The organism is Streptococcus suis, from assembly GCF_002964045.1.
Classification (GTDB): Bacteria; Bacillota; Bacilli; order Lactobacillales; family Streptococcaceae; genus Streptococcus; species Streptococcus suis_U.
Genome location: NZ_POPB01000400.1, coordinates 1 through 22,499 on the forward strand (window position 1 = coordinate 1; position 22,499 = coordinate 22,499).

18 protein-coding genes are annotated in these 22,499 nt (G+C 41.4%); 12 read left to right on the forward strand and 6 right to left on the reverse strand.

The genetic code is table 11. The features are described 5' to 3' along the window. Window positions 1-159: 159 nt before the first annotated feature. Window positions 160-1,056 carry a cation transporter gene (locus C1E99_RS10045; protein WP_105207453.1) on the reverse strand — a complete coding sequence of 299 codons (897 nt, stop codon included), beginning with the start codon at window positions 1,054-1,056 and terminating at the stop codon, window positions 160-162. A gap of 98 nt (window positions 1,057-1,154) precedes the next feature. After that, window positions 1,155-1,985 (reverse strand): exodeoxyribonuclease III, encoded by an 831-nt coding sequence (locus C1E99_RS10050; protein WP_105107572.1) that lies wholly within the window; start codon window positions 1,983-1,985, stop codon window positions 1,155-1,157. 157 nt (window positions 1,986-2,142) lie between these two features. Between C1E99_RS10050 and C1E99_RS10055 the strand changes: the two genes are divergently transcribed. The 4 genes from C1E99_RS10055 to C1E99_RS10070 all read left to right on the forward strand — a co-directional run bounded on the left by C1E99_RS10055 (window position 2,143) and on the right by C1E99_RS10070 (window position 7,317). After that, window positions 2,143-3,798 carry a hypothetical protein gene (locus tag C1E99_RS10055; protein ID WP_105207454.1) on the forward strand — a complete coding sequence of 552 codons (1,656 nt, stop codon included), beginning with the start codon at window positions 2,143-2,145 and terminating at the stop codon, window positions 3,796-3,798. Window positions 3,799-3,979: 181 nt separating this feature from the next. After that, the gene (locus C1E99_RS10060; protein ID WP_105207455.1) at window positions 3,980-5,368 is read left to right on the forward strand and encodes an amino acid permease; all 1,389 of its coding nucleotides are present in this window, start codon (window positions 3,980-3,982) and stop codon (window positions 5,366-5,368) included. Between the two features lie 115 nt (window positions 5,369-5,483). Then, window positions 5,484-6,365, forward strand: a complete 882-nt coding sequence (locus tag C1E99_RS10065; RefSeq protein ID WP_105207456.1) for a DUF975 family protein — start codon at window positions 5,484-5,486, stop codon at window positions 6,363-6,365. 115 nt (window positions 6,366-6,480) lie between these two features. Continuing rightward, window positions 6,481-7,317: a DUF975 family protein gene (locus C1E99_RS10070; protein WP_105207457.1), complete on the forward strand. Its 837-nt coding sequence runs from the start codon at window positions 6,481-6,483 to the stop codon at window positions 7,315-7,317. 17 nt (window positions 7,318-7,334) lie between these two features. On the opposite strand, the gene C1E99_RS10075 is transcribed toward C1E99_RS10070, so the two are convergent. Then, on the reverse strand, window positions 7,335-8,210 hold the full coding sequence (locus C1E99_RS10075; RefSeq protein ID WP_105207458.1) for a CPBP family intramembrane glutamic endopeptidase: 876 nt from the start codon (window positions 8,208-8,210) through the stop codon (window positions 7,335-7,337). 113 nt (window positions 8,211-8,323) lie between these two features. Between C1E99_RS10075 and C1E99_RS10080 the strand changes: the two genes are divergently transcribed. The 7 genes from C1E99_RS10080 (at window position 8,324) to C1E99_RS10110 (ending at window position 20,035) form a co-directional block, all read left to right on the forward strand. Further along, window positions 8,324-8,935 carry a DUF3885 domain-containing protein gene (locus tag C1E99_RS10080; RefSeq protein WP_105207459.1) on the forward strand — a complete coding sequence of 204 codons (612 nt, stop codon included), beginning with the start codon at window positions 8,324-8,326 and terminating at the stop codon, window positions 8,933-8,935. 57 nt (window positions 8,936-8,992) lie between these two features. After that, a complete protein-coding gene (locus C1E99_RS10085) occupies window positions 8,993-12,229 on the forward strand; it encodes a helicase-related protein (RefSeq protein WP_105207460.1) in 3,237 nt (1,078 codons plus the stop codon). 1 nt (window position 12,230) lies between these two features. After that, the gene (locus tag C1E99_RS10090; protein WP_105207461.1) at window positions 12,231-12,908 is read left to right on the forward strand and encodes a DUF4391 domain-containing protein; all 678 of its coding nucleotides are present in this window, start codon (window positions 12,231-12,233) and stop codon (window positions 12,906-12,908) included. Between the two features lie 112 nt (window positions 12,909-13,020). Beyond that, on the forward strand, window positions 13,021-13,113 hold the full coding sequence (locus tag C1E99_RS15595; RefSeq protein WP_221622108.1) for a putative holin-like toxin: 93 nt from the start codon (window positions 13,021-13,023) through the stop codon (window positions 13,111-13,113). Window positions 13,114-13,639: 526 nt separating this feature from the next. Beyond that, the gene (locus C1E99_RS10100; protein WP_419580079.1) at window positions 13,640-15,421 is read left to right on the forward strand and encodes a site-specific DNA-methyltransferase; all 1,782 of its coding nucleotides are present in this window, start codon (window positions 13,640-13,642) and stop codon (window positions 15,419-15,421) included. A gap of 4 nt (window positions 15,422-15,425) precedes the next feature. Continuing rightward, window positions 15,426-16,787 (forward strand): FRG domain-containing protein, encoded by a 1,362-nt coding sequence (locus C1E99_RS10105; protein WP_105207462.1) that lies wholly within the window; start codon window positions 15,426-15,428, stop codon window positions 16,785-16,787. 149 nt (window positions 16,788-16,936) lie between these two features. Further along, complete coding sequence (locus C1E99_RS10110) at window positions 16,937-20,035, forward strand: type III restriction-modification system endonuclease (protein ID WP_105207463.1); 3,099 nt, start codon at window positions 16,937-16,939, stop codon at window positions 20,033-20,035. 74 nt (window positions 20,036-20,109) lie between these two features. On the opposite strand, the gene C1E99_RS14715 is transcribed toward C1E99_RS10110, so the two are convergent. Further along, window positions 20,110-20,262 carry a hypothetical protein gene (locus C1E99_RS14715; RefSeq protein ID WP_161951186.1) on the reverse strand — a complete coding sequence of 51 codons (153 nt, stop codon included), beginning with the start codon at window positions 20,260-20,262 and terminating at the stop codon, window positions 20,110-20,112. Between the two features lie 107 nt (window positions 20,263-20,369). Between C1E99_RS14715 and C1E99_RS10115 the strand changes: the two genes are divergently transcribed. Next, a complete protein-coding gene (locus C1E99_RS10115; protein WP_105207464.1) occupies window positions 20,370-21,119 on the forward strand; it encodes a hypothetical protein in 750 nt (249 codons plus the stop codon). A 38-nt stretch (window positions 21,120-21,157) separates the two neighbouring features. Here C1E99_RS10115 and C1E99_RS10120 read toward each other — a convergent pair whose 3' ends face one another. After that, window positions 21,158-21,751 carry a DUF1361 domain-containing protein gene (locus tag C1E99_RS10120; RefSeq protein WP_105207465.1) on the reverse strand — a complete coding sequence of 198 codons (594 nt, stop codon included), beginning with the start codon at window positions 21,749-21,751 and terminating at the stop codon, window positions 21,158-21,160. Window positions 21,752-21,898: 147 nt separating this feature from the next. Continuing rightward, entirely contained in the window at window positions 21,899-22,492 is a 594-nt protein-coding gene (locus C1E99_RS10125; RefSeq protein WP_105207466.1) for a DUF1361 domain-containing protein, read from the reverse strand. Window positions 22,493-22,499 lie beyond the last annotated feature (7 nt).

Genomic DNA, 22,499 nt, shown 5'->3' on the forward strand with positions numbered 1-22,499 from the left:
AGAAGGCCTTTTTATTTTGTCCAGATGAGGTGGTTTAAGCACCAAAACAGCTATTTTTCCCTAAAAACAGTAAAAAAGACAAACACCAAAACGATGTTTGTCTGCAATCTGAAATCTCGGCTTATAAGGCCGAGATTTTTTGCTGCGTAATCGAAAATTCTAGAGAGTGTATTCCACGGTAATGTACTCATGGTGCTGTTTGAGCGTATCAAGGATATGGGGTTTCTTGGCTACAAGTTGCCTCATGATGTCATGTTCCAGTTCATGAAGGTGAATTTTTATTTTTACTTGCATACCTTGCTTATAGATATGAATATCCATGTCCTCTGTTTCCTCTAGGTACTGTTCAAGAATATCATATAAACATTCTTGAATTTCCGGAAGATGTACGGTTCCATGTGCTAGTTCTGTAAAGGAAGATATCAGTTGAAAGAGCGGTTCTTTGAAAGAAATGATTGCAAGGGCAACGGTCACAAAAAAATCACCTGTATAATGCAGAAAATCCAGAGGGCTCTTGTTAGGGATAAAAGCTACAAATAGAAAGGCTACCCCAATGGTCGCTGAAATCAGACCATCAATCAGGTTGCCCTTGGCCTCGGCGGCGATGATGGTCGAAATATTGCCGATTTTTTGATTCATATAGCGATTGTAGGCATAAAGACCAAAACAGACAAAGAGCATTATACTGGTGTAGGGGATAACAGGTCCAGTGGTCATCTTGTGTGCAACGCCATGGACAAAGTAAGCAAAGGCGGTTGCGGCTGTTTCAAGAACAGCAAAAACAAGCAGGAGTAAGGTAGCCAAGGATTTCATAATGGCATAGAGTGGTTCAAGAAAGTGAAGTCCTTGAGGAAAGGTTGCTGTTTTTCGGTGGCTATTTTTGGAAATATAGACAGCAACAATTGATGATACAAAAGCAATTAGGGAGAAGACACTGTCCAAGAGAAGGGCGTTTAAATCGGTCATAATGTAGACTGCGAGACCTGCCAAACCACTGAGCCCATTGACTAGGGCAGAGATGGTTAAAGAGCGCGCTTCAATTTTCTTTGGATCCATTTCATCTCCTCCTTAACTGGTTCTATATATTCAGTATACTATATTTTGTAATCGGTTTCAAAAATCTTGCCTTAAAGAAAAAGAGGGTCTTCCCTCTTTTATGGTAAATCAATTTCCATGACAATCGGTGTGTGGTCTTGGCGGGCACCAGAATCAATCATGTCTGACTTGGTTACCTTATCAGCGATACGGTCGCTGACCAACCAGTAGTCAATTCTCCAGCCTGTGTTGTTGATTTTGCTGGTACGGCTACGTTGAGCCCACCAAGTATAGGCGTTGAGGACATCCCCATGTAAGTGGCGGAAGGTATCAGTAAATCCTTTAGCAAGTAGATTTGTAAATCCTTCCCGCTCTTCGTCTGTAAATCCTGGTGACTGGCGGTTGCTAGCCGGGTTGGCCAAGTCTATTTCCTTGTGGGCAACGTTGTAGTCACCTGTGGCTAGGACTGGTTTTTGGCTGTCAAGCTGTGATAGGTATTCAGCATACTGAACGTCCCAGATTTGGCGGTCTGAGAGTCTCTTCAAGCCATCTCCAGCATTTGGCGTATAAACCTGGGTAACATAGAAGTCGTCAAACTCTAGCGTGATGATGCGTCCCTCAGAATCCATAGTAGTTGGCGCACCAATCTCTGGGAAAGTAATGGTCGGTGTCAGGTGGTTTTTATAGAGGAAGAGGGTACCAGCATAGCCCTTGCGTGCAGGCTCAACAGATGAACGCCAGGTATTTTCATAGCCAGGGAAGTAGCTTTCAAGGATTTCCAAGTGTTTTTTTGTCGGTCCCTTGTCAGAGAGTTTGGTTTCCTGAATGGCGATAATGTCAGCATCTTCAGCGACCAGCGTGTCAATGACGGCGCGTGATAGGAGGGCGCGTGGGGATTCAGCTGTCAGAGCAGCATTGAGGGAATCAATGTTCCAAGAAATGAGTTTCATATCGGTTCCTTTTCTAGTTTCTTACTGTTTTACATTATACCAAAAATCCCTTTTTCAAGCGAACAAGGGAATTTGAAAAAATTTTTCAATTTTTGTGTTACAGTATTAAAAGTATGGTACAATAGTAACAAAGAAATCTTTGTTTTCGGAGGTTGTTATGAAAAGAAAATTGATTGGCTTTGCCTGGCTAGCTCTCATTCTAGAAATGCTAGTCTATTACTGGTATCAGTTGCCGGCTATCAATGTCTTTAGTCTGGGTTTCTGGGTCTTTGTCTTGCAGTCAACAGCCCTGGCCTGGTTGATTTTGCTTTTTAGCAATCCAGCAGGACTTGTTCAACAAGCGACCAAAGTCACTGGTCGACAACGTCAGGTGACAACCTACAATATCAATCCTAAACTGCCTGCCTTTCTTAGTTGGACTGGTCGCCTCTGGCTCTTGGTGGTTCTTGCCTTGGTTGGACTGGGGATTTTCAACTCACCTATCTTTCGGGCTAAAGATTATGCGGCGGTCATTTCAGTAACGGATGCGGATTTCAAGTCGGATTTCCCAGAAACAGATATTTCCAAGCTGGCCCTTTTAGACCGTGCTTCGGCTGAGAAAATCGGTGATACCTATCTGGGCACCATCGACAAGGTTTCCCAGTTCGGTATTTCAGATGATTACCGTCAGATTACCATCGGTCAGCAGCCTTTCCGTGTGTCGCCCTTGGAGTATAAGTCTTTTTGGAAATGGCTGAGCAACCATCAAGACGGGATTGGCTACTATGTGAAGGTCAATCAGACAACAGGGAAAGCAGAGCTTGCCAAGCTGAGCAAGTCCATGCATTACTCAGATTCCGAGTATTTGTTCAATGACACCCTGCGTCATCTCCGTCTGCAATACCCAACAACCATTTTTGGAAAACCGTCCTTTGAAGTGGATGATGAGGGCAATCCTTACTATATCGCAACCACCTATCAGCCAAAATTTGGTCTGTCTTCCAATGACCCGACAGGTGCCATTGTCTTGGATGCAGTGACTGGCGAGAGCAAGGAGTATAGTCTGGCAGAAATTCCTGAATGGGTGGACCGTGTCTACTCGGCTAGCAATGTTATCAGCCGTGTTGATGACCACTATACCTATCAAAATGGCTTCTGGAATACCATTTTCAGCCAAACAGGTGTCAAACACACAACTGACAGCTATAACTATATTTCCATCGGTTCTGATATTTACCTCTATACAGGCATTACCTCAGCTACAGCTGATTCATCCAACCTTGGTTTTATTCTGGTCAATATGAGGACCCGTGAAATCACCAACTACAAACTAGCTTCTGCGACAGAAACGGCAGCTCAAGAATCCGCCGAAGGAGAGGTACAGGAAAAAGGCTATCAAGCAACTGCTCCAAGTCTGGTCAAATTGGCAGACACGGCCTACTATCTGGTCTCTCTCAAAGATGATGCTGGTCTAGTCAAATCCTATGCATTGGTCGATGCGGAAGATTACCAACAAGTGACTGTCAACAATGACGTTGCCAACCTGATTTCTCAGGTAACTGGAAGAGATGCCACAAGTCTAGCTGGTCTAAGTACCAATGAATCTGGGGAAGTTGAAGAAGCTGAGGTCATTTCTGGTAAGGTAGAAGCCTTGGCCAGCCAGATGATTGCCGGTTCGACAGTCTACTATATCCAATCAGAAGGCCAGATTTACAAGGTTAAGGCAACAGAAGATAGTACAGACAAGTTGCCATTTATCAAGGTAGGAGATAGCTTTACAGGTCAATTGGATAAGAACAATTACCTAAAAAATATCACCCTTAGCCAAGAATAAGAAACAAGAGCAGGACTTGTCCCAGGGGCACCCTGTTCTTTTCTTTGCCATATCTCGTGCCAAATTTTGTTGGATGATGTATAATGATACGGTGTGTTATTGTTTGAATGGATGTTTCAGAGTATTGATACGAACGACATCCGTTTTCAATGACAATCTAACGGAATAGAGGAAGGAATTTATGAATATTTTTAGGAAAAAACAGTCAGTGTCTCGCAGTAGTCAGATGCGACGGCATTTGGGGCTTGTTGATTTGATATTTTTAGGAATTGGTTCTATGGTTGGGACAGGTATTTTTACAGTGACTGGTCTAGCAGCTGCGCAATATGCAGGTCCTGCACTTGTTATCTCCATTGTTATCGCAGCGATTTCAGTTGGTTTAACTGCCTTGTTTTATGCTGAATTTGCATCTCGGATTCCTACCAACGGTGGCGCTTATGGCTATCTATACGCCGTATTTGGTGAATTTCCTGCATGGTTAGCAGGTTGGCTGACCATAATGGAATTTTTAACAGCGGTGTCTAGTGTGGCTTCAGGCTGGGGAGCCTATCTAAAAGGGCTGCTGGCTCATTTTGGAATTACTTTACCAACTGCCTTAAATGGGACTTTCAATCCAGCAGCAGGAACCTATATCGACCTTTTACCAGTCTTGGTCTTGATTTTTGTAATCGGGGTTGTTCTGTTGAACTCAAAAGCAGCCCTGCGTTTTAACTCGGCATTGGTTGTCTTGAAATTCTCTGCCTTGGCTTTGTTTATTGTAGCTGGTATTTTCTTTATCAAACCAGAAAACTGGTCTAACTTTGCTCCGTTTGGTTTTGGAGCTATCTATGGTGGACAGGCAGGGATTATGGCAGGTGCTTCCCTGATGTTCTTTGCCTTTCTTGGTTTTGAGTCTATTTCCTTGGCGATTGACGAAGTGAAAAGCCCTGAGAAAAATGTACCCAAGGGCATCGTTTTGTCCCTTTCTATCGTAACTGTTCTCTACATTGTCGTGACCCTGGTTTTGACAGGAATGGTTCACTATAGCAAACTCAATGTAGCGGATGCAGTTGCCTTCGCCCTACGTGAAGTTGGTTTGGGCTGGGCTGCAAGTTATATTTCCGTCGTGGCTATTTTGACCTTGATTACGGTATGTATTTCGATGACCTATGCCTTGTCTCGAATGGTTTACTCTATCAGTCGTGACGGACTGTTACCCAAATCACTGAGCCAATTGACTACGACTAGCAAGGTTCCTAAAAATGCAACCATTCTAGTTGGTATCTTTGCGGCAATCTGTGCAGGTATTTTTCCCTTGGCTAGCATTGCCAGCTTCCTCAATATTTGTACACTTGCCTATCTGGTACTGCTGGCGTTAGGTATTATTCGTCTACGTCAGGTTGATGGTCTGCCAAAAGAAGGGCAATTCAAAACGCCATTTGTACCAATCTTGCCAATTCTTTCTATTATTATCTGTCTGTCCTTTATGTTCCAATACAGTCTAGATACTTGGCTTGCCTTTGGTATTGCGCTGGTAGTTGGAACGGTGATTTACATTTTCTATGGCTATCGTCATTCTGAAGTGAAATAGGTTTCATCCCTTCGTCATTTGAAGGGATTTTTTCTACAATTTTATATAATTAGTGGTATAAATTGATGAAAAAGTAGTATAATATATGTAATAATTGGAGAAAGGAGTTTTGGCCATGTCTAATAGTGATATTCGTGCAAAGGCCTCTCTTATTCGTGAGAATACTGAGGGGATGTTGGCCTTGTTTATGGCTCCGGTCTTGATTTCGTTTTTGTCAGGATTGGCTGAGCTAAGCTTGAAGCAATTTTGGGGACATGCTAGTTTTGTCTTTTGGGGATCTACCATTGTGAAAGACGGTGTGACTTTTACTCAAAACTATATTTCTGTTGGTCCGTCAGTCATTTTTGATTTATTTGCCCAGTGTTTGATTGTTACAGCTTGCTTTCAGTTGCTTGGACTTGTGAGAAGAAGGCGTGACAAGGTTAGTTTCAAGGAGTGTTTTAGTCTCCTGGATGGAAAGAATTTTTTGCCAGTCCTGCTAACGACCATGTTGAAAATGGTGGTTCTTTATGTAGCCGGCTTTCCAGCTGTTATTGGCTCAGCACTGCTTAGTATTTCATTCTTCAGTACAATTGTCATTATTGGTGCACCCATAGGCTATCAGCCTGATTTTTCTGGTTTTTTTGGCTCTTCCTATTTTCAAATGGGAGTTGTATTGATACTGATTGGCTTGATTTGTAAGCTATTCGTAGATTATGGACTCTGTCAGGTTCATTTTCTGCTCTACGATCATCTGGAAAATCACACCTATTCTTCCCCTTTCAAATTGTTCAAACAAAGCTGGCAATTGATGAAGGGCAACAAGTGGCGTCGTTTCATGCTTGACTTGTCATTTATTGGCTGGTTTATCGGTATTTTACTGACTTTTGGTTTGTTGGCCTTGTATGTTTATCCATATTATTGGACCTGCCAAGCCCTGTTTTATGAAGATTTAATTGTTAAAAATCCATTGAAATGGACAAAAACGAGTTCTGTATATTCTTCATCAGTGATATAAAATGTTTTAGTTCAATTTCAGTCGAGATTGAACTTTTTTTTATAGGAATCATGGAAAGCGTGTTCACAAAGTGGTATAATGTATAATAAGTTAAGTTCTGGGAGGAAAAAAGTCCATGTCTAGAAAGGAATTGATTGAGCAGGCAGCTATTTTTAGGGAGCATACCAAGGGGATGACCCTGGCCTTTTTACCATTACTTTGTACCCTCGTTTTATATACCATTTATCAACTCGTGTATTTCGTGAATTCTATATTGAAAATCAAAGAAGACAGTGGGCTAGTTTTAGAAAGACTGCACCAGCTATTTTCAACTTCAATGGTCATGACAATTTTTACGACATTAATCTATTGTCTTCTGATTGGTATGGTGAGTTTTTATTTACTACAATTGATTAGAGGGGACAGAGTGAGATTATTCTTTAAAGATAGTTTTTCTCTTTTTATGAGTGAATGGAATAAACCGATTTTACAAACCTTGCTTAGCCATTATTGTTTACATTTTGTAACAGGTCTCCCTATTCTCTTCGGTTTTACTCATTTTATGCAAGGTCTCATCATGGCTAGTCTAATGATTCTCTCACCAGGGGCAATGGCAGAGCTGGCTCAATTTGAGCCTAAAAATATGATTGATCTTGGATTATCCGTTTTTCTATTTGGCTTCCTTCTTTATCTGGCTGTCTATTATACTTATTCACAGACTATTTATATCTTGTTTGACCAATTAGATAATGCAAGCTTTACCAGTCCGATTCCTATTTTGAGGGAAAGTCGGTTGCTTATGCTTGGTAACTATATTAAAAGAATTCGATTGGATTTAGCTTTTATAGGTTGGTTTGTTGGATGTTGGTTAACTCTAAATCTCCTTTCAATCTATGTATTACCATACTACCAAACTTGTAAGGCTCTATTTTATGAAGAAATAAAAAACGAAAGACTGTCAGCTAGTGAATAGCTGACAGTCTTTCTTCATTATTGAGCTGTATTTTTATTTTTAAAGTAGAGGTCGTAAATCAACCAAGCAATCATGAAACCTTGAACGATTAGACTGATAATAGAACCTTCTACACCGAACACACCACCTGACAACCAATCTGGGCCAGATGTGTTTACGGCGATAAAGGCCTGGCCTGCCTGACTTCCACTGACAGGAAAGGCAAAGACATTTCCTTGGAAGCAGTTCCATGCGGCGTGGATGCCACTGATGACCCAGAGATTGCCAGTTTTTAACATTACTAGGCAGGCTAGAATGGCAAAGAGTGTCAAGTCAAGAAGAGGGATGAGGGAAATGCCGTCATTACCAAGATGGAGAAAGGTAAAGAAGAGGGAAGAAACCAGAATACCGACAGGAATATTATGTTTGGCAGAAAGGGATGAAAACATCCAACCACGAGTAAGCAATTCTTCGGTCGTACCTTGCACAGACCAGGCTAAAACTAATACAAGAAATTCACCGAATAATTGGGGCGAAAACTGAACAGATGAAATCCGAATTGCCCCAAAGCCCCACATAAGTAGAACGCAGGTTATCAACATAGCTGCACCAATTCCCCATCCAAGTATGAAGTCTTTGAAGGCTCCTTTTTTTGTCATCCCAAGCCCAAGCCAAGGACTTTTTTCTACGAATCTTGCCCAGAGTATGATGGTAAGACTGATGAAGGCAAAGGCCAATAATTCAAGACTGAGTGTCACAAAGGCATTATCTATGAAAATGAAAAATAAGGGCATAAAGGCAAAGTAGCCAACTGTTTCAGCTACTGCCATCAAGACCAGTGCGGTAATAGGCGATAGGATAAAATTGAGATTAAAGCGTGATTTGGCTTTTTCTGAAATGAATGCTGTTTTCATATTTTTCTCCTAGTTTGTATTTAGTACCAGTCTATCATATTTTCCTATGGAAAACTAGACATCATTTTGATAAGCGTGATATAATGATACAAAAGTATAGAAGGAGATACATCATGCATTTACAGGATTGGCTATCAGATTTTCAATTTGGAGAACACCAATTGGTAGGTCCATTTTTTTATGCGACTCCTGTGGCGCTCCGATTTGAGATTGGTCCTGCGGATGAGGCTGAGCAGCTACCTAGAAAAGTGTATCTGGATAGGGCTTATGCGCGTGCGGTTGAGCTTTTGGAGCTGGCTAGTTCAGGATACGACTATGTGGTTCTTTCACTGCTTCGCCAGGAAGATAGGGACATCGACTCTTACCTTTGGCATTTTACATCGAAATTTAACTTTAACAAGTGTCCTGAGCCTGAGCTGATAGAAGTGGAGGACTGGGCAGGTGATGTGCTGGTCTATGAACGCTATCTTTTTCCGGTCGCTGACCAAGATTTGAAAGCTTTGTTGAGGGAGATTGTGAGGGCTGCCCATGGTGGTTTTTACTACCTTTCTGCTTCTCTTATCTTTCTATCTAGCAAGGAAAAGGTTCTGTATCATTGCTATGACGATAGGGGAGTAGATATCGCTTTGGTGGATGATGACAAGCGTCGCCAGCTCTTTAAAGATTGCCATGACCTGCTTTTTGACTACGATATGGAGGAGATGGAGAGGAGGATGGAGAGATAGAAATCCTTGTCTAAAGATGGTATACTACATCTGGAATCAATATTTGAAGGAGATTTTATGGAAATTGATAACCGACTGGTGCTCCTAGGGGATCAGTTAAAAGAACATTTAGGAAAAGGCAGTAAAGTTAAGATGGCTGCAGCAACTTTTTCCATGTTTGCTTATCAGTCTTTAAAAGAAGAGCTCGAGCAAATTGAAGAGCTGCAATTTATTTTTACAAGTCCAACCTTCACGACCAACGAAGTCGCCAAAGAATACCGTGAATATACTATACCCAAGAAACAGCGAGAATCATCTATATTTGGAGCTGAGTACGAGCTCAAATTGATGAACGAGCTAACCCAAAAATCCCTGGCCAGAGAATGTGCCGACTGGGTGCGTCGAAAGGCTCAGTTTAAGTCAATCAATGTCCATGAAGAAATTGACAACGGCATTCGGATTGAAAACGGTCAAATCATCGCGGTTGACAAGCTGAAAAACTTTGACCGTAAGGAATTGGGCTATGAAAATTCACTTTTTAAGTCCAGTCGCAATCTCTACACAGAGCCACAAAGTTTGACCTATCTACGAAACTTTGAAGACTACTGGGAAAATGATGAATATTTCCGTGATGTGACCGAGGAAGTTTTAGAAAATCTGACCCTGGCCCATAAGGAACATTCGCCAGAGTTTCTCTACTATGTCATGCTTTATAATATCTTTAGTGAATTTTTAGAAGATGTCAATCAAGACCAACTGCCAAATGAACATGTTCAGTATAAGGAAACCAAGATTTGGAATCTCTTGTATGATTTTCAAAAGGATGCGGTCAAGTCGCTGATTTCAAAATTGGAACGATACAACGGCTGTATCTTGGCGGATTCGGTCGGTCTAGGAAAAACCTTTACAGCTCTTGCTGTCATGACCTACTATGCCTATCGAGGCAAACGGATCTTGGTTCTTTGTCCCAAAAAGTTGGAGCACAACTGGAATATGTACCGTCACGATTATGTCAACAATCCCATTTACGACCGCTATCTCCAGTATGACGTACTTTACCATACAGACCTCAGCCGTGACAAGGGAACATCAAATGGCATTGATTTGGCACTTAATCGTTGGGATACCTATGATTTGGTGGTTATTGATGAATCACACAATTTTAGAAACGGTGGATCATCTGATGCCGATATTGAAGAAGGTCGTGAAAATCGCTATTCCCGCTTGATGAATCGGATTATCAAAAGCGGTGTACCGACAAAGGTTCTTATGTTGTCTGCTACACCTGTCAATAATCGCTTTAATGATTTGAAAAATCAAATTGCCCTAGCCTATGAGGGCGATGCGGCACAATTTGATGCCAAATTAGATACCAAATCCTCCATCAATGATATCTTCCGTATGGCACAGGCTGCTTATAATCAATGGGCAGAGCTACCAGCAGAATCACGGACGACAGCAGCTTTACTAGATAGACTTGATTTTGATTTCTTCAAAGTCCTTGATAGCGTGACCATTGCACGAAGCCGTAAGCATATCCGACAATTTTATGATAGAAATGCGATTGGTGATTTTCCAGAACGACTGGCCCCTAAAAACTTCTATCCAGACTTGACGGTCAATCGAAGAGATATTACTTATGAACGGATTTATTCTCTATTGGATCAGCTACAACTGACCATTTATCAGCCAAGTCTTTTCATTCATCCCTCAAAACGTTCCCGCTATGAAAAAGCGGAAGGGCAAGGTTTGACCCAGCTTGGACGGGAAACGGGTATTAAGAAACTGATGATGATCAACCTCTTGAAACGTTTGGAAAGTTCTATTGAGGCCTTTCGCTATACCTTGATTGACGTGGTCAAGGCTTATGTAGACAAAACAATTCTGAGCATAGAAGAGTTTGAAGTTGCAGGTGGTGAGGGAAGTGTTCAGTTGCAAGAGTTGGCTGAAGATGATTTTGATGTCGAAGATAGCAACACGGATTTCTTTGTTGGAAAGAAATTCCCTATCAAGCTGGCTGATATGGACTACCTATCTTGGAAGAGGGATTTACAGGCTGACCAAACAGTGTTGAGAGAATTAGAAGACCTGGTCAATTTAATCACCCCACAGGAAGATCAGAAATTACAGACCTTGTTTAACTTGATTGATGACAAATTGGCACAGCCAATCAATCCAGATAACAAGAAAGTGATTATCTTCTCAGCCTTTGCGACGACTACAGACTATCTTTATAAAAATATTAGCCATTATCTCTTGGATAAGTATGGACTTCATACAGCCCAGATTTCAGGGACAAAAGGTTTTTCGACCACTTTACCACTTAAAAATAAAGACTTGAACACCCTTCTGACCTATTTCTCTCCGAGATCCAAGCAGAAGGACTTGCTTTATCCTGATGATCATCGAGAAATTGATGTCTTGATTGCGACAGATGTTATCTCAGAAGGTCAAAACCTGCAGGATGCTGATACCATGATTAACTATGACATTCACTGGAATCCTGTCCGTATTGTCCAGCGCTTTGGACGGGTAGATCGTATCGGTAGTCAGAACAAATACATCCAGCTGGTCAATTTTTGGCCCAACATTGCTTTGGACACCTATATCGATCTCAAGGCGCGTGTGGAATCCAGAATGAAAATCTCAGTTCTGACTTCAACGGCTGATGACAATGTCTTGACCAACGAGGAAATCGAGGACAATAATTATCGGAAGAAACAGCTCGAACGCCTCCAGACAGAGGTCGTTGATTTGGAAGATATGAATGAGGGGATTTCCATTATGGATCTAGGTTTGGAAGACTACCGTATGGACCTGCTCAGCTATTTAGCCAAACACCCAGAGTTAGAAGCTATGCCTAAAGGTCTTCAAGCAGTGGTGCAGGCAGGGCAAGGTCAACCAGCTGGAGCCATCTTCCTCTTGAAGAATATTGCCCACCAGACCCATCTCAGTAAGAAAAATCGTCTTCATCCCTACTATCTGGTCTATATCAGTGACCAGGGAGAAACGGTCTACTCCATTGCAGATACCAAGGCATTGCTGGAGCACCTACGCATGATTACCAAGGGCAAAAATCAGCCTGAGAAAGATTTGGTGGCAACCTACAATCGTGCCACTGATGATGGTGCCAAAATGGAGCATTACTCCGACCTCTTGCAAAGAAGTCTTGAAAATCTCGTGGAGAGTGATGAGGAGACCTTCAATGAGTCCCTCTTCACGTCAGATACCATTGACTTTATGGATAGCGGGGTGGACGGAAGTGATGATTTTGAACTAATGGCCTTCTTTGCCGTTTTGAAAGGAGAAGACTAAGATGCCATTTTTACCATCTACTCTAATTCCAAGACCCAAAGTCCTCTACAAGCCTTATCAAAAAGGCAACAAGGACTTTCTAGATAATTTTGGCTTGTCTACAGCTGATAAGCAGCTCCTACGGCAACAAATCGGCCAGATTACCGCTACCCATCAACTAGATGCCAAGACCCTCCCCATTCCAGCAGGCAAGACCATTCAGCAAATCATCGTCCTTCGGATTGACCTCTTGAGTCAGCAACTAGACCCGCACTTACTAGCAGAGCTGGACACTTATCTGGGATTTTACACTCTCTTTCATCTGGTATTTCCAGATGGGACTAGCCAGTATTTGATTTATTTTAAAGAAAAGCTGGCGCAATCGAGAGAGGGACGGAATTTTAAGATTGTTCGTCACTTTCAAACAGATAAACCTCTGGCATTGACCTACCAAGAAAGGGATTTGGATCAGTTTTATGAAAACTTGGTCAAACAAGCGGGGGAAGAAGAACTGGTCGGGGGCGGAGCTTCTATCAAAGACCAGATTGAGCAGACGGAGCGCCTAGCAGCAATGGAAAAGCAAGCAGCCCAGCTCAAGAAAAAGATGTTTGCCGAAAAAGCCATGCGCAAACAAATGGAACTTCGAAAGGCCTACAAAGCCCTAGAAGAAGAAATTTTACAACTAAAAAATCCACAGTAAATTCTGTGGAGAATATGGTATAATAGAACAGTAGAAAAGTTCCAAAAGCGGGGTGGAAATCTATTTTGGGAGGTGGTGCCTATGCAGTACCGAACTAGAAAGGTTTGCCGCAATGTCTGTCGCAGAGGCCCTCGGGCTGATGTTTCAGTTTGGCACGTTACTAATCGTGCTACTGACATTTATTTTTAACAATCGTAAAAAATAAAAGACAGTCAACCGCTACGAAACTTTGACCGAGTGAACTAGCAGGTTGACTGTAATCTTCATTCGTCCCGTCTTTAAAATGCTCAAACAGTCTAGGAGACTGTTTGAGGTCGTTTCCTAAAAAACGGAAGGAAACAAATACGGCGGATTGAGTTGACGCTCAATCCCTTTTTCAAAACCATTATACCACAAACTAAAATCGTTTGACAATTTTTTATCTACATCATCAAAAAAGGCTTGACAGCCTAAGAAAAGGAGATTACCATGAGCACAGCACAGCACAGCACAGCACAGCACAGCACAGCACAGCACAGCACAGCACAGCACAGCACAGCACAGCACAGCAAAAGCTTGGAGAATACACTCAAGTTGAAAAGCTAGACCTGACTTCAAAAGATATTTTATCAGACAATATTGCAAAGATTGGTCAGCTTTTTCCTGAGGTTCTAACAGAAAGTAGCGATGAAAATGGCAGGTTACGTCCGGCTATTGACTTTGACAAGCTACGCCAATTCCTTTCACGAGAGATTGTTGAAGGGCGAGAGTCCTATGAGTTTACCTGGGTCGGCAAACGCGGAGCGATTGCGGAGGCAGGTAAACCGACCACCCAGACCCTCCGACCAGATCTTGAGGAAAGTGTTGATTTTGACAAGTCTGAAAATGTCTTTATAACAGGGGACAACCTTGAAGTCCTCAAGGTCTTGCAGGAGTCTTATCTGGGTAAGATTGATATGATTTACATTGACCCACCTTACAATACAGGCAAGGATTTTGTCTATTCGGATAAATTCCAGATGAGTGAGGAAGAACTGGCAGATGAAATGGATCTGCGAGATGAGGACGGTTTGCAACGGGTGGGCTTGACCAAGAATGAAAAATCCTCCGCCCGCTATCACTCCGATTGGCTCAATATGATGTACCCCCGCCTAGTCCTTGCCCGCAACCTCCTCAAAGACAGTGGCGTTATCTTTATCTCCATTGACGACAACGAGCAAGCCAACCTCAAAGCCATCTGTGATGAGATATTTGGGGAGGAGAATATTTGTGGACAAATTTTTAATGTTAATAATTTAAAAGGTCGGTCGGATGATAGTTTTTTCGCAACTGCTGGTGAGTATCTGCTCTGTTACTCAAAAGATTCGGAACGAACTCAACTTTTAGGTTTTCAACCTACAGAAGATTACTTAGCGGAATTTAAATTTAACGATTCAATTAGTAGATACAAGGAAGTTGGACTACAAAAAACAGGGAAAAATGGTTCACGTAAAGATAGACCCAATATGTACTACCCAATTTATTATTCGGAATCAGAATTTAAATTTTCTTTGTATATGTTTCCGGGAGCTATAGAGATATTACCAACAAAAATCAATGGAGAAGATGGACGTTGGAGATGGGGTAAGGATACGTTTTTAGAAAAATGTGATACTGAATTGGTTGCAAAATGTGTTAATGGAATCTGGCGAGTATATGTTAAGATGCGAGATATAGTCGATGGTGAGCAACGTACAGTGAAAGCAAAAACATTTTGGCAAGATGTGAAATATGACACCTCTGCAGGTAGCAGGAGAACAAAAGAATTATTTAACGTTACATCGTTGTTTGATAATCCAAAACCAGTAGGTCTTATTCAAGATATTTTGACAATTTCAGTTCAAACAAACGGACTTGTCCTCGACTTCTTCGCTGGTTCTGCAACCACCGCTGATGCGGTTATGCAGCTGAATGCTGAAGACGGTGGTAATCGTAAGTATATTCTCTGTACGCTGGATGAGCAGGTGGCGGACAAGTCAGCTGCCAAGGTGGCTGGCTACGAAACCATTGACCAAATTTCTCGTGAGCGGATCCGTCGGGCAGCCAAAAAGATTCAGGAAGAACATCCTGAAACCGTCGGCAAGCAAGATTTTGGATTTAGGGCTTATAAGCTAGACAGTTCAAACTTCAAGGAAGTCAGCCAAACACCAGACAGCTTTAGCCAAGAAAGCCTATTTGACAGTGTTTCAAATATCAAAGACGGTCGTACAGACCTTGACCTCCTCTTCCAAATTATGCTGACCTGGGGGATGGAGCTATCCCTTCCAATCGCTAAAACTCAAATTGACGGTACAGACATTTACAATGTGGCAGACGGTGCCTTGATAGCCTGCTTCGCCGATGAGATTTCAGAAAGTGTCCTCCGCCAAATCGCCAAAGAAGAACCCCTCCGTGCGGTCTTCAAGGATGAATCCTTCGCCAACTCCGCAGCCAAAATCAACCTGGGGCAAATCTTCAAAGAGGAAGCACCAAATACCAAAGTAAAGGTGGTGTAGGGTGATGGGCTCTATTGAATTGATTCGTTATTCGGATATTTTGAAAGAAGCATTTTTTGATTTGTTTTATTATAAACTTTATTCTGATGGATATGTTCCAATTGATAATACAATAAATATTGATAAGACAAGTCTGATAAATAATAAGTTGGTTGATTCTAAAATTAAATCGATTTTGAAAAAATCCCAAAATGAACTAAACAATCTTGATGATATAGAGTTTACTCAATTATTAAAAAAGATAATAGATGATACAGAAAAATTAAACGGTGAAAGTCAGTTAGCTTTAGTTAAAGTCTTCCAATTGGTTAAGGGTAAAAAATTTGTTGAATTTCTAAAAATCTTATTAGTTGATTTACGTACTGAATTTGGGCGTTTGTTTTCGATTAAGAATAGCATTGATAATGAAAGTCCACTAAATTGGAAATTTGAGGATTTTCAGTTTGATTATAAAAATGGGTACCTCCAAAGAAGTAATGTTCAATTAAACTTTATTAATAATTTCGATGATTTTATTGCTGCATTAAAGAAAATTAAGCCAAGTGAAAATTCATCAAATAATTTTAATAATAGTGAATGGATTGAAAAAGTTTTTTATGGTAAAAAATTATTTTACAGGGGACATTCAAACGTTAATTATTTATTAAAACCAGGTGTAGCGAGAAATATTAATCTACATAAAAATGAACATCATCTATATGAACAAACGATTTTGAGAAATCCTGATTATTTCAAAGATGATAAATACCATATTGATAAATTAAAAACAATGCAACATTATGGAGTTCCAACTAGACTTTTAGATATTACTTCCAATCCTTTAATTGCATTATATTTTTCAGTTTGTGATTCAAATAATGTGGACGGCGAAGTCATTGTATTTGATGTTAATGAAAGTGATATCAAATATACAGAAAGCGATTCAATTTCTATCTTAGCAAGTATGGCACTTTTGGATTATACAACAAAAACTTATTTATATATTGGTAGTTTTAATAATAAACAATTTTCCAAATCTTCAGCAGTTAACAAACTTGTAAGTAAAATTAGATTAGAAAAGCCGAGTTTTCAAAATTCAGTTGTTCCGAGTATTTTTGAAGAAAATTATTTTGTATTAGTTAAAAAAGATAACAGACGGATTCAAAAGCAAGATGGAGCCTTTATATGCTGTTCTTGTAATCCTTATACAGCTAAAAGTTTAAATCAATATAGGTTTAGTATACATAATAAAAGGCAGATACTTATAATTTCACAACATGCAAAGGAAGATATACTGAGTCAACTTGAATTATTTGATATCCATCGTGGTTCCATATATCCAGAGATAGATAAGGTATCTGAATATTTAGTGAAAAAATATAGCTAACAATGTGAATTGAAATAGAAAGGAATGTTCAGATTTAACTGAACACGGGCTAGGGACTTGGACAAAAAGATCATTTTTACTTGGAGTAAACTCCAATTTAATAATGCCTATTTTGTCTGTGTCCCTTAGACGCCCTTAGTATCTTAATTATGAAACTTCAATTTAAGCAGCAGCAATTTCAGTTAGATGCGGTGTCCTCTGTTGTGGATGTTTTTGCTGGTCAGGGCAAACATAGCGGTTTTGACTACCACATGGACAAGGGTCAGGGAATAGATGCGGAACTGGATATGAATTTTATCGGTTTCCGCAATGCTCCCATCCAGCTTTCACAGGAGACTATCAGCCAGCAGGTACGGAGTCAGCAGCTCCGCTATGGACTAAAACCTTCGGAAAACTTGTCTATCCAAAAAGTCGATGGTCGTCCGTCTTATAATTTGACCATTGAGATGGAGACAGGGACAGGGAAGACCTACACCTATATCCGCACCCTGATGGAGCTCAATGAGAAGTATGGTTGGCTCAAGTTTATCATCGTGGTGCCGAGCATTGCCATTCGGGAGGGGGTGCTCAAGTCCTTTGAGATGATGGCAGACCATTTCCAGATGGAGTACGGCAAGAAGCCTCGCTACTTTGTCTATGATTCTAGCCGTTTGGGTGAGCTGGACAAGTTCGCCAACTCCTCGGACATTCAGGTCATGATCATCAACTCCCAGGCCTTTAATGCAACTGGAGCGGATGCCCGTCGGATTCACACTGAGCAGGAAAGTTTCCGCTGGAGAAAGCCCATCGATGTCATCGCGGCGACCAATCCCATTTTGATTATCGATGAGCCTCAGTCGGTTGAGGGGAAAAAGACTAAAGAACGCTTGGAGGATTTCAAGCCCCTATTTACCCTCCGCTATTCAGCCACCCATAAGGACAAGCACGATATGATTTATCGTCTGGATGCCTTGGACGCCTATAATAAAAAGTTGGTTAAAAAGATTGCCGTTAAGACCGTGGAGCAGACTTCTACCACAGGTACACAAGGCTACCTTTATCTGCAAGAACTGGTTCCGCAAAAATCAGGAGCACCCAAGGCTCGGATTGAGTTTGAGGTGCGGACCAAGTCAGGTGATGTCAAGCGTGTGACCAAATTGGTGGAAGAGCCTTTTGCTCTCTATGAAGAGTCTGGTAATCTCCCAGCCTATCAGGATGGTTGGACCTTGAGTCATTTTGATGCGCGTGAGGGTGAAAATTCCATTCAAATCGGTGCTAATCGCAAACTCCATGTGGGCGAAGTGATTGGGGAAACCAACGAAGATGATATCCGTCGTATCCAGATAAGGGAAACCATTGCCAGTCACCTGCAAAAAGAAGAAGGCCTATATAAACGAGGTATCAAGGTGCTCTCTCTCTTCTTCATCGATGAAGTTGCCAAGTACAAGTGCTATGACGAGCAAAATGATGCCTACAATGGAACCTATGCCCAGATATTTGAAGAGGAGTATGAAGCCCAGGTCAAGGCCTTGTTGGCCGATCCAAACCTCCATGGCAGCAATTTTTGGCATTATCTCAACAAGCACCAAGAAGGCAATCCCGTTCACGCAGGTTATTTCTCCGTTGATAAGGTGAAGAAATCGGATAAGGTCAAGTTTGTGGACTACAAATCGGCAACTGAGAAGAAAAACAACCAGTCCAACGACAAAGATGCCTTTGATCTGATTATGAAGGACAAGGAGCGTCTGCTGTCCTTTGATGAGCCAGTACGCTTTATCTTCTCCCACTCAGCCCTCAAAGAAGGCTGGGACAATCCTAATGTCTTCCAGATTTGTACTCTGAAAAATACGGGAACGGAGACAGAAAAACGGCAAAAGATTGGTCGTGGGATGCGTCTTGCTGTTGACCAAAAAGGTGTCCGTCAGGATGAGGAACTTTTAGGAGCTGATGTTCATAACATTAACAAATTAACCGTCATTGCCAATGAAAGTTATGAAGATTTTGCAAAGAACTTGCAAAGGGAACTCAAGGAAATCTTGGCTGATCGACCAAGCAAGGTGGAAGTGGACCTCTTTGTCAACAAGGTCTTGGAAAATGAAACTGGTCAAAAACTGAATGTCACCAAGGAAGTGGCTAAAGAGATTGAACACCAGTTGATTAAGCAAGATTATATCGACAGCAAGGGAAATCTGACCACCACTTACTTTGAACAAAAGGATACCAGTCAGTTTACATTATCTGAAAATCTGGCTGGCTATGAAGTGGCGGTAAAAGACATCTTGGAATCTATCTTCGATGCCAATCGTTACCAGATTGAGCGTGAAAATGATTCGGAAGTTGTCTTTGCTAGAGAAATCAATCCTGACAACTACAACCGTCAAGAGTTTAAACGTCTGTGGGAAAGCATTCATCACAAGTCCACCTATTATGTGGAGTTTGATGATGAGGAATTGATTGAAAAATCGGTCAAGGTTATCAATGAGGCTCTCTTTGTCAAAAAGCCTAGTTACATGATTACAGAGGCTGAAGCAAGGGAAATGAAAGCTGAGCAAGGTTTGGATTTCAAGGTCAATAAAGACGGCAAGCGTCAGGCTGAATTGGACAAGTCTTCTATTCAACTCCGCTATGATTTGTTGGGTGAAATCGCCAGTCGCACGGAGCTGAAACGAAAAACAGTTGCCACTATCCTGAAACAAATCTCACCTAACAAGTTTGACATGTTCGCCTATAACCCTGAGGCATTTATCCAACGAACAAGCCGCCTGATCAATGAACAAAAGGCCAGTCAGGTGATTGAGCATATCCGCTACAATATCTTGGAAGAAACCTTTGACACTTCTGTTTTTACGGATAACCCAGAAAGCGGAAAATTATCGGATAAACGGATACTGGAATCGCAAAAAGGCGTGTATAATTATGTGAAGGTTGATTCGGATACGGAGCGGAAGTTCAAAGAAGAGTTGGACCAATTTGAAGATGTCATGGTCTACACCAAATTACCTAGCAATTTTAAGATTTCCACCCCGCTGGGTGCTTACAACCCTGACTGGGCAATTGCCTTTCGAGATGGTTCGGTTAAGCATGTTTACTTTGTAGCCGAAACCAAGGGTTCCATGTCTAGTTTGCAACTGAAAGGGGCAGAATTGGCCAAGATTGAGTGTGCCAAGGCCCACTTCAAAGCCTTGAAAGAAAAAGGTTTGATTGCGGACGACCACATGTACGATGTGGTGGATTCCTATGAAAAATTATTAGAAATCGTGAGAGGATAAGCAACCAAGCAATCCTTCTCACAAGAGAAGGAGAAATATATGGGTGCGTTTCTATTTTTTACATTTGCGATTTGTTATCTGGTGGGCATTATAGCCATAGCGATAGCTTTCACATTCTTTCGTAGGAAGTAGAGGGACAGACAGATGGACAAACTTGTTATTTGGTTTTTAATCTTGCTTTGGGCCTCACCTGTAATCATTGTCGCATTGGCAGGTGGTTGGGTCATTTTATGCCTATTGTTTGGCAGAAGGAAATAATAGTTACGAGCATTGCAAAAGAACACAGGCTAGCGCAAAATGCTAGTATATTTCAAATATGCAGGAAGGGGTTGCTATGCCTTACCGTAAATTAACATCGAGGGATCGGTCTTTTATCAAAGGGCAGACGGACCGCTTGCTGAATCAGATGAATAGCAATGCGGCCTATTTGGGGACTGTCCAGACCTATGAGGCAGCCAAGGATCGGGCCAATCAAGCCTATCTGGCAATGGAACTGGAAGAAGACCCAGAGAAAAAGGTCCGACTGGCAAAATTGGTTGAAACCTATACTGCACAAGCCCAGGCTATATTGGACGAGTGGGAGGAGAAGAACAGACATGCAGAGAAAGCGGCAAGAAATGTCAAGTTGATCTTGTGGCTGACCGTACTGTTCACCCTTAGCTTTGTTTTTCCAGTCAATATCATCCTAGTCACTCTTTTTGCCGTTTGGTTTTATCGGAATTACCTTCGTTCTAGTAAATCCGACCGAGTGACTAAGACCGCCGCTAATAGCCAGTCTTTGACAGAAGAGGAAAGGTATGAAGAATGGCTGACAGAAAAGATTGTCGTCCTCAACAAGGACAAGCGCCAGTGGACCGAGGGAATAATCGCAAAATATGACAGCTTAGATGACATAGCAGCAGGTATCGGTGAAATGGATGAGATAGATAAAGTGGCTGGTAAGCAACTTCTACAACGCTATCAGGACATTTTAGCAGATATTGAAAAACTGCCAGATTCTGACCAGAAAACCTATTATTTGGATTTTCATCAGGAGATCATTGCCGACTTGGAAGATCTATTTGAACAACTCCATTTTGGATAAGAAAAACCGGTAACAGTACAAGGCTGTTGCCGGTTTTGTTATTCGTCAATGGAGAAGACTAAGACCATGATTTGAATAAAGGTAAAGCCCAGGATGAAGGGCAGGGCAGCCCAGGAAACGACTTCAATCAATTCACTGACAACTAGGTTTGGCCTGGTAAAGATGTCCCATGAATTGAGCCGTGCATAGCGTCCGATGTGAATGGCAAAGCTGGATAGAAGGGAAAGACCACCAATCAGAAACAGCCTGTTCCAGTAGGACTTGATAGAGAAGGCAGAGAAAATCAGCCGCAGGCTTTCCACGCCAGTCATGACCCCATAGAAAATACTTGGGACATAGAGCATGAAAAGGATCATGCTTTCCCGTTGCCAGAGTACAGTGTTTGCAAAATGCATATGGACGATGTCCGTTACCATATAAAAGGTATTAGGATAGAAAAAGAGCCAGAGAAGGGCAGCAATGATTTTTATGTATTTAGACTTACTGTAGTTGGTGAGGATGGCAAAATCAAGTGCTACCAAAGCCAAGAACATATTCCAAGTCAAGTCAGGTGCTGTGACACCGTAACGCTTAAGACCAGCTGCGATGATGAGGAAAAAGAGATGGATAAAAATATTTTTCTTTGTAAACATGGCAAACCTCTTTCAATGAAATATAAATGCTAGTATATCACATTCAGGCAGAAAATGGGGACTAGGCATTGTATTGTTTGAACACGTTTAAGAATGGATTAAGTGTTTGAAAACAAAAAAGAAACAGCTGACCTGTTTCTTTAGAGTTTATTCATCCACTGCAAAAACCAGCACCATAATTTGCAGGAGGGTAAAGCCAAAGATAAAGGGGAAGGTTTCCCAACTTATTGCAGAAATCATGCTAGTAAATACTGTCACTGGGCGCGTGAAAATATCCCATGAGCGAATATTAGCATAGCGACCAATATAGATAGCATAGCTAGCAAATAGAGACAGACTGCCGATAATTAAGAGACGTAGTCCGTAAAATTTAATATTGTATCCCTTGAAAATAGCTTCTAAGCTCTCTACACCAGCCATGATACCAAATAAGATACTTGGGATATAAAGCATGAATAAGAGTAAACTACTACGTTCCCAAAGGGCAGTGCTGGAAAATTGAATATTGACTAACTCAGTTAACACATAGAAGGTATTTGGATAGAAAAAGAGCCAGAAAGGAGTGATAAGCAGTTTACTTGCAAGGTGCTCATTCTGGCGAACTAGGATGGCAAAGTCTAAGGCAATCAAGGCCCAAAACATATTCCATATTAGTTCTGTATTTTGAACGTCGTTCAGAAGCATTCCGACGCAAATAATAACAAAAAACAAATGTATCAAGAGATTTTTAGGTGTAAACATAGATAAC

Excerpts from the sequence above, each read along its gene's own strand:
- C1E99_RS10075 (WP_105207458.1), bottom strand. The coding sequence starts at position 8,210 with ATGAAAACAGCATTCATTTCAGAAAAAGCCAAATCACGCTTTAATCTC.
- C1E99_RS10045 (WP_105207453.1), bottom strand. The coding sequence starts at position 1,056 with ATGGATCCAAAGAAAATTGAAGCGCGCTCTTTAACCATCTCTGCCCTA.
- C1E99_RS10080 (WP_105207459.1), top strand. The coding sequence starts at position 8,324 with ATGCATTTACAGGATTGGCTATCAGATTTTCAATTTGGAGAACACCAA.
- C1E99_RS10125 (WP_105207466.1), bottom strand. The coding sequence starts at position 22,492 with ATGTTTACACCTAAAAATCTCTTGATACATTTGTTTTTTGTTATTATT.
- C1E99_RS10050 (WP_105107572.1), bottom strand. The coding sequence starts at position 1,985 with ATGAAACTCATTTCTTGGAACATTGATTCCCTCAATGCTGCTCTGACA.
- C1E99_RS10090 (WP_105207461.1), top strand. The coding sequence starts at position 12,231 with ATGCCATTTTTACCATCTACTCTAATTCCAAGACCCAAAGTCCTCTAC.
- C1E99_RS10060 (WP_105207455.1), top strand. The coding sequence starts at position 3,980 with ATGAATATTTTTAGGAAAAAACAGTCAGTGTCTCGCAGTAGTCAGATG.
- C1E99_RS10120 (WP_105207465.1), bottom strand. The coding sequence starts at position 21,751 with ATGTTTACAAAGAAAAATATTTTTATCCATCTCTTTTTCCTCATCATC.
- C1E99_RS10065 (WP_105207456.1), top strand. The coding sequence starts at position 5,484 with ATGTCTAATAGTGATATTCGTGCAAAGGCCTCTCTTATTCGTGAGAAT.
- C1E99_RS10070 (WP_105207457.1), top strand. The coding sequence starts at position 6,481 with ATGTCTAGAAAGGAATTGATTGAGCAGGCAGCTATTTTTAGGGAGCAT.
- C1E99_RS10110 (WP_105207463.1), top strand. The coding sequence starts at position 16,937 with ATGAAACTTCAATTTAAGCAGCAGCAATTTCAGTTAGATGCGGTGTCC.
- C1E99_RS10105 (WP_105207462.1), top strand. The coding sequence starts at position 15,426 with ATGGGCTCTATTGAATTGATTCGTTATTCGGATATTTTGAAAGAAGCA.
- C1E99_RS10085 (WP_105207460.1), top strand. The coding sequence starts at position 8,993 with ATGGAAATTGATAACCGACTGGTGCTCCTAGGGGATCAGTTAAAAGAA.
- C1E99_RS10055 (WP_105207454.1), top strand. The coding sequence starts at position 2,143 with ATGAAAAGAAAATTGATTGGCTTTGCCTGGCTAGCTCTCATTCTAGAA.
- C1E99_RS15595 (WP_221622108.1), top strand. The coding sequence starts at position 13,021 with ATGTCTGTCGCAGAGGCCCTCGGGCTGATGTTTCAGTTTGGCACGTTA.
- C1E99_RS10115 (WP_105207464.1), top strand. The coding sequence starts at position 20,370 with ATGCCTTACCGTAAATTAACATCGAGGGATCGGTCTTTTATCAAAGGG.
- C1E99_RS14715 (WP_161951186.1), bottom strand. The coding sequence starts at position 20,262 with ATGACCCAACCACCTGCCAATGCGACAATGATTACAGGTGAGGCCCAA.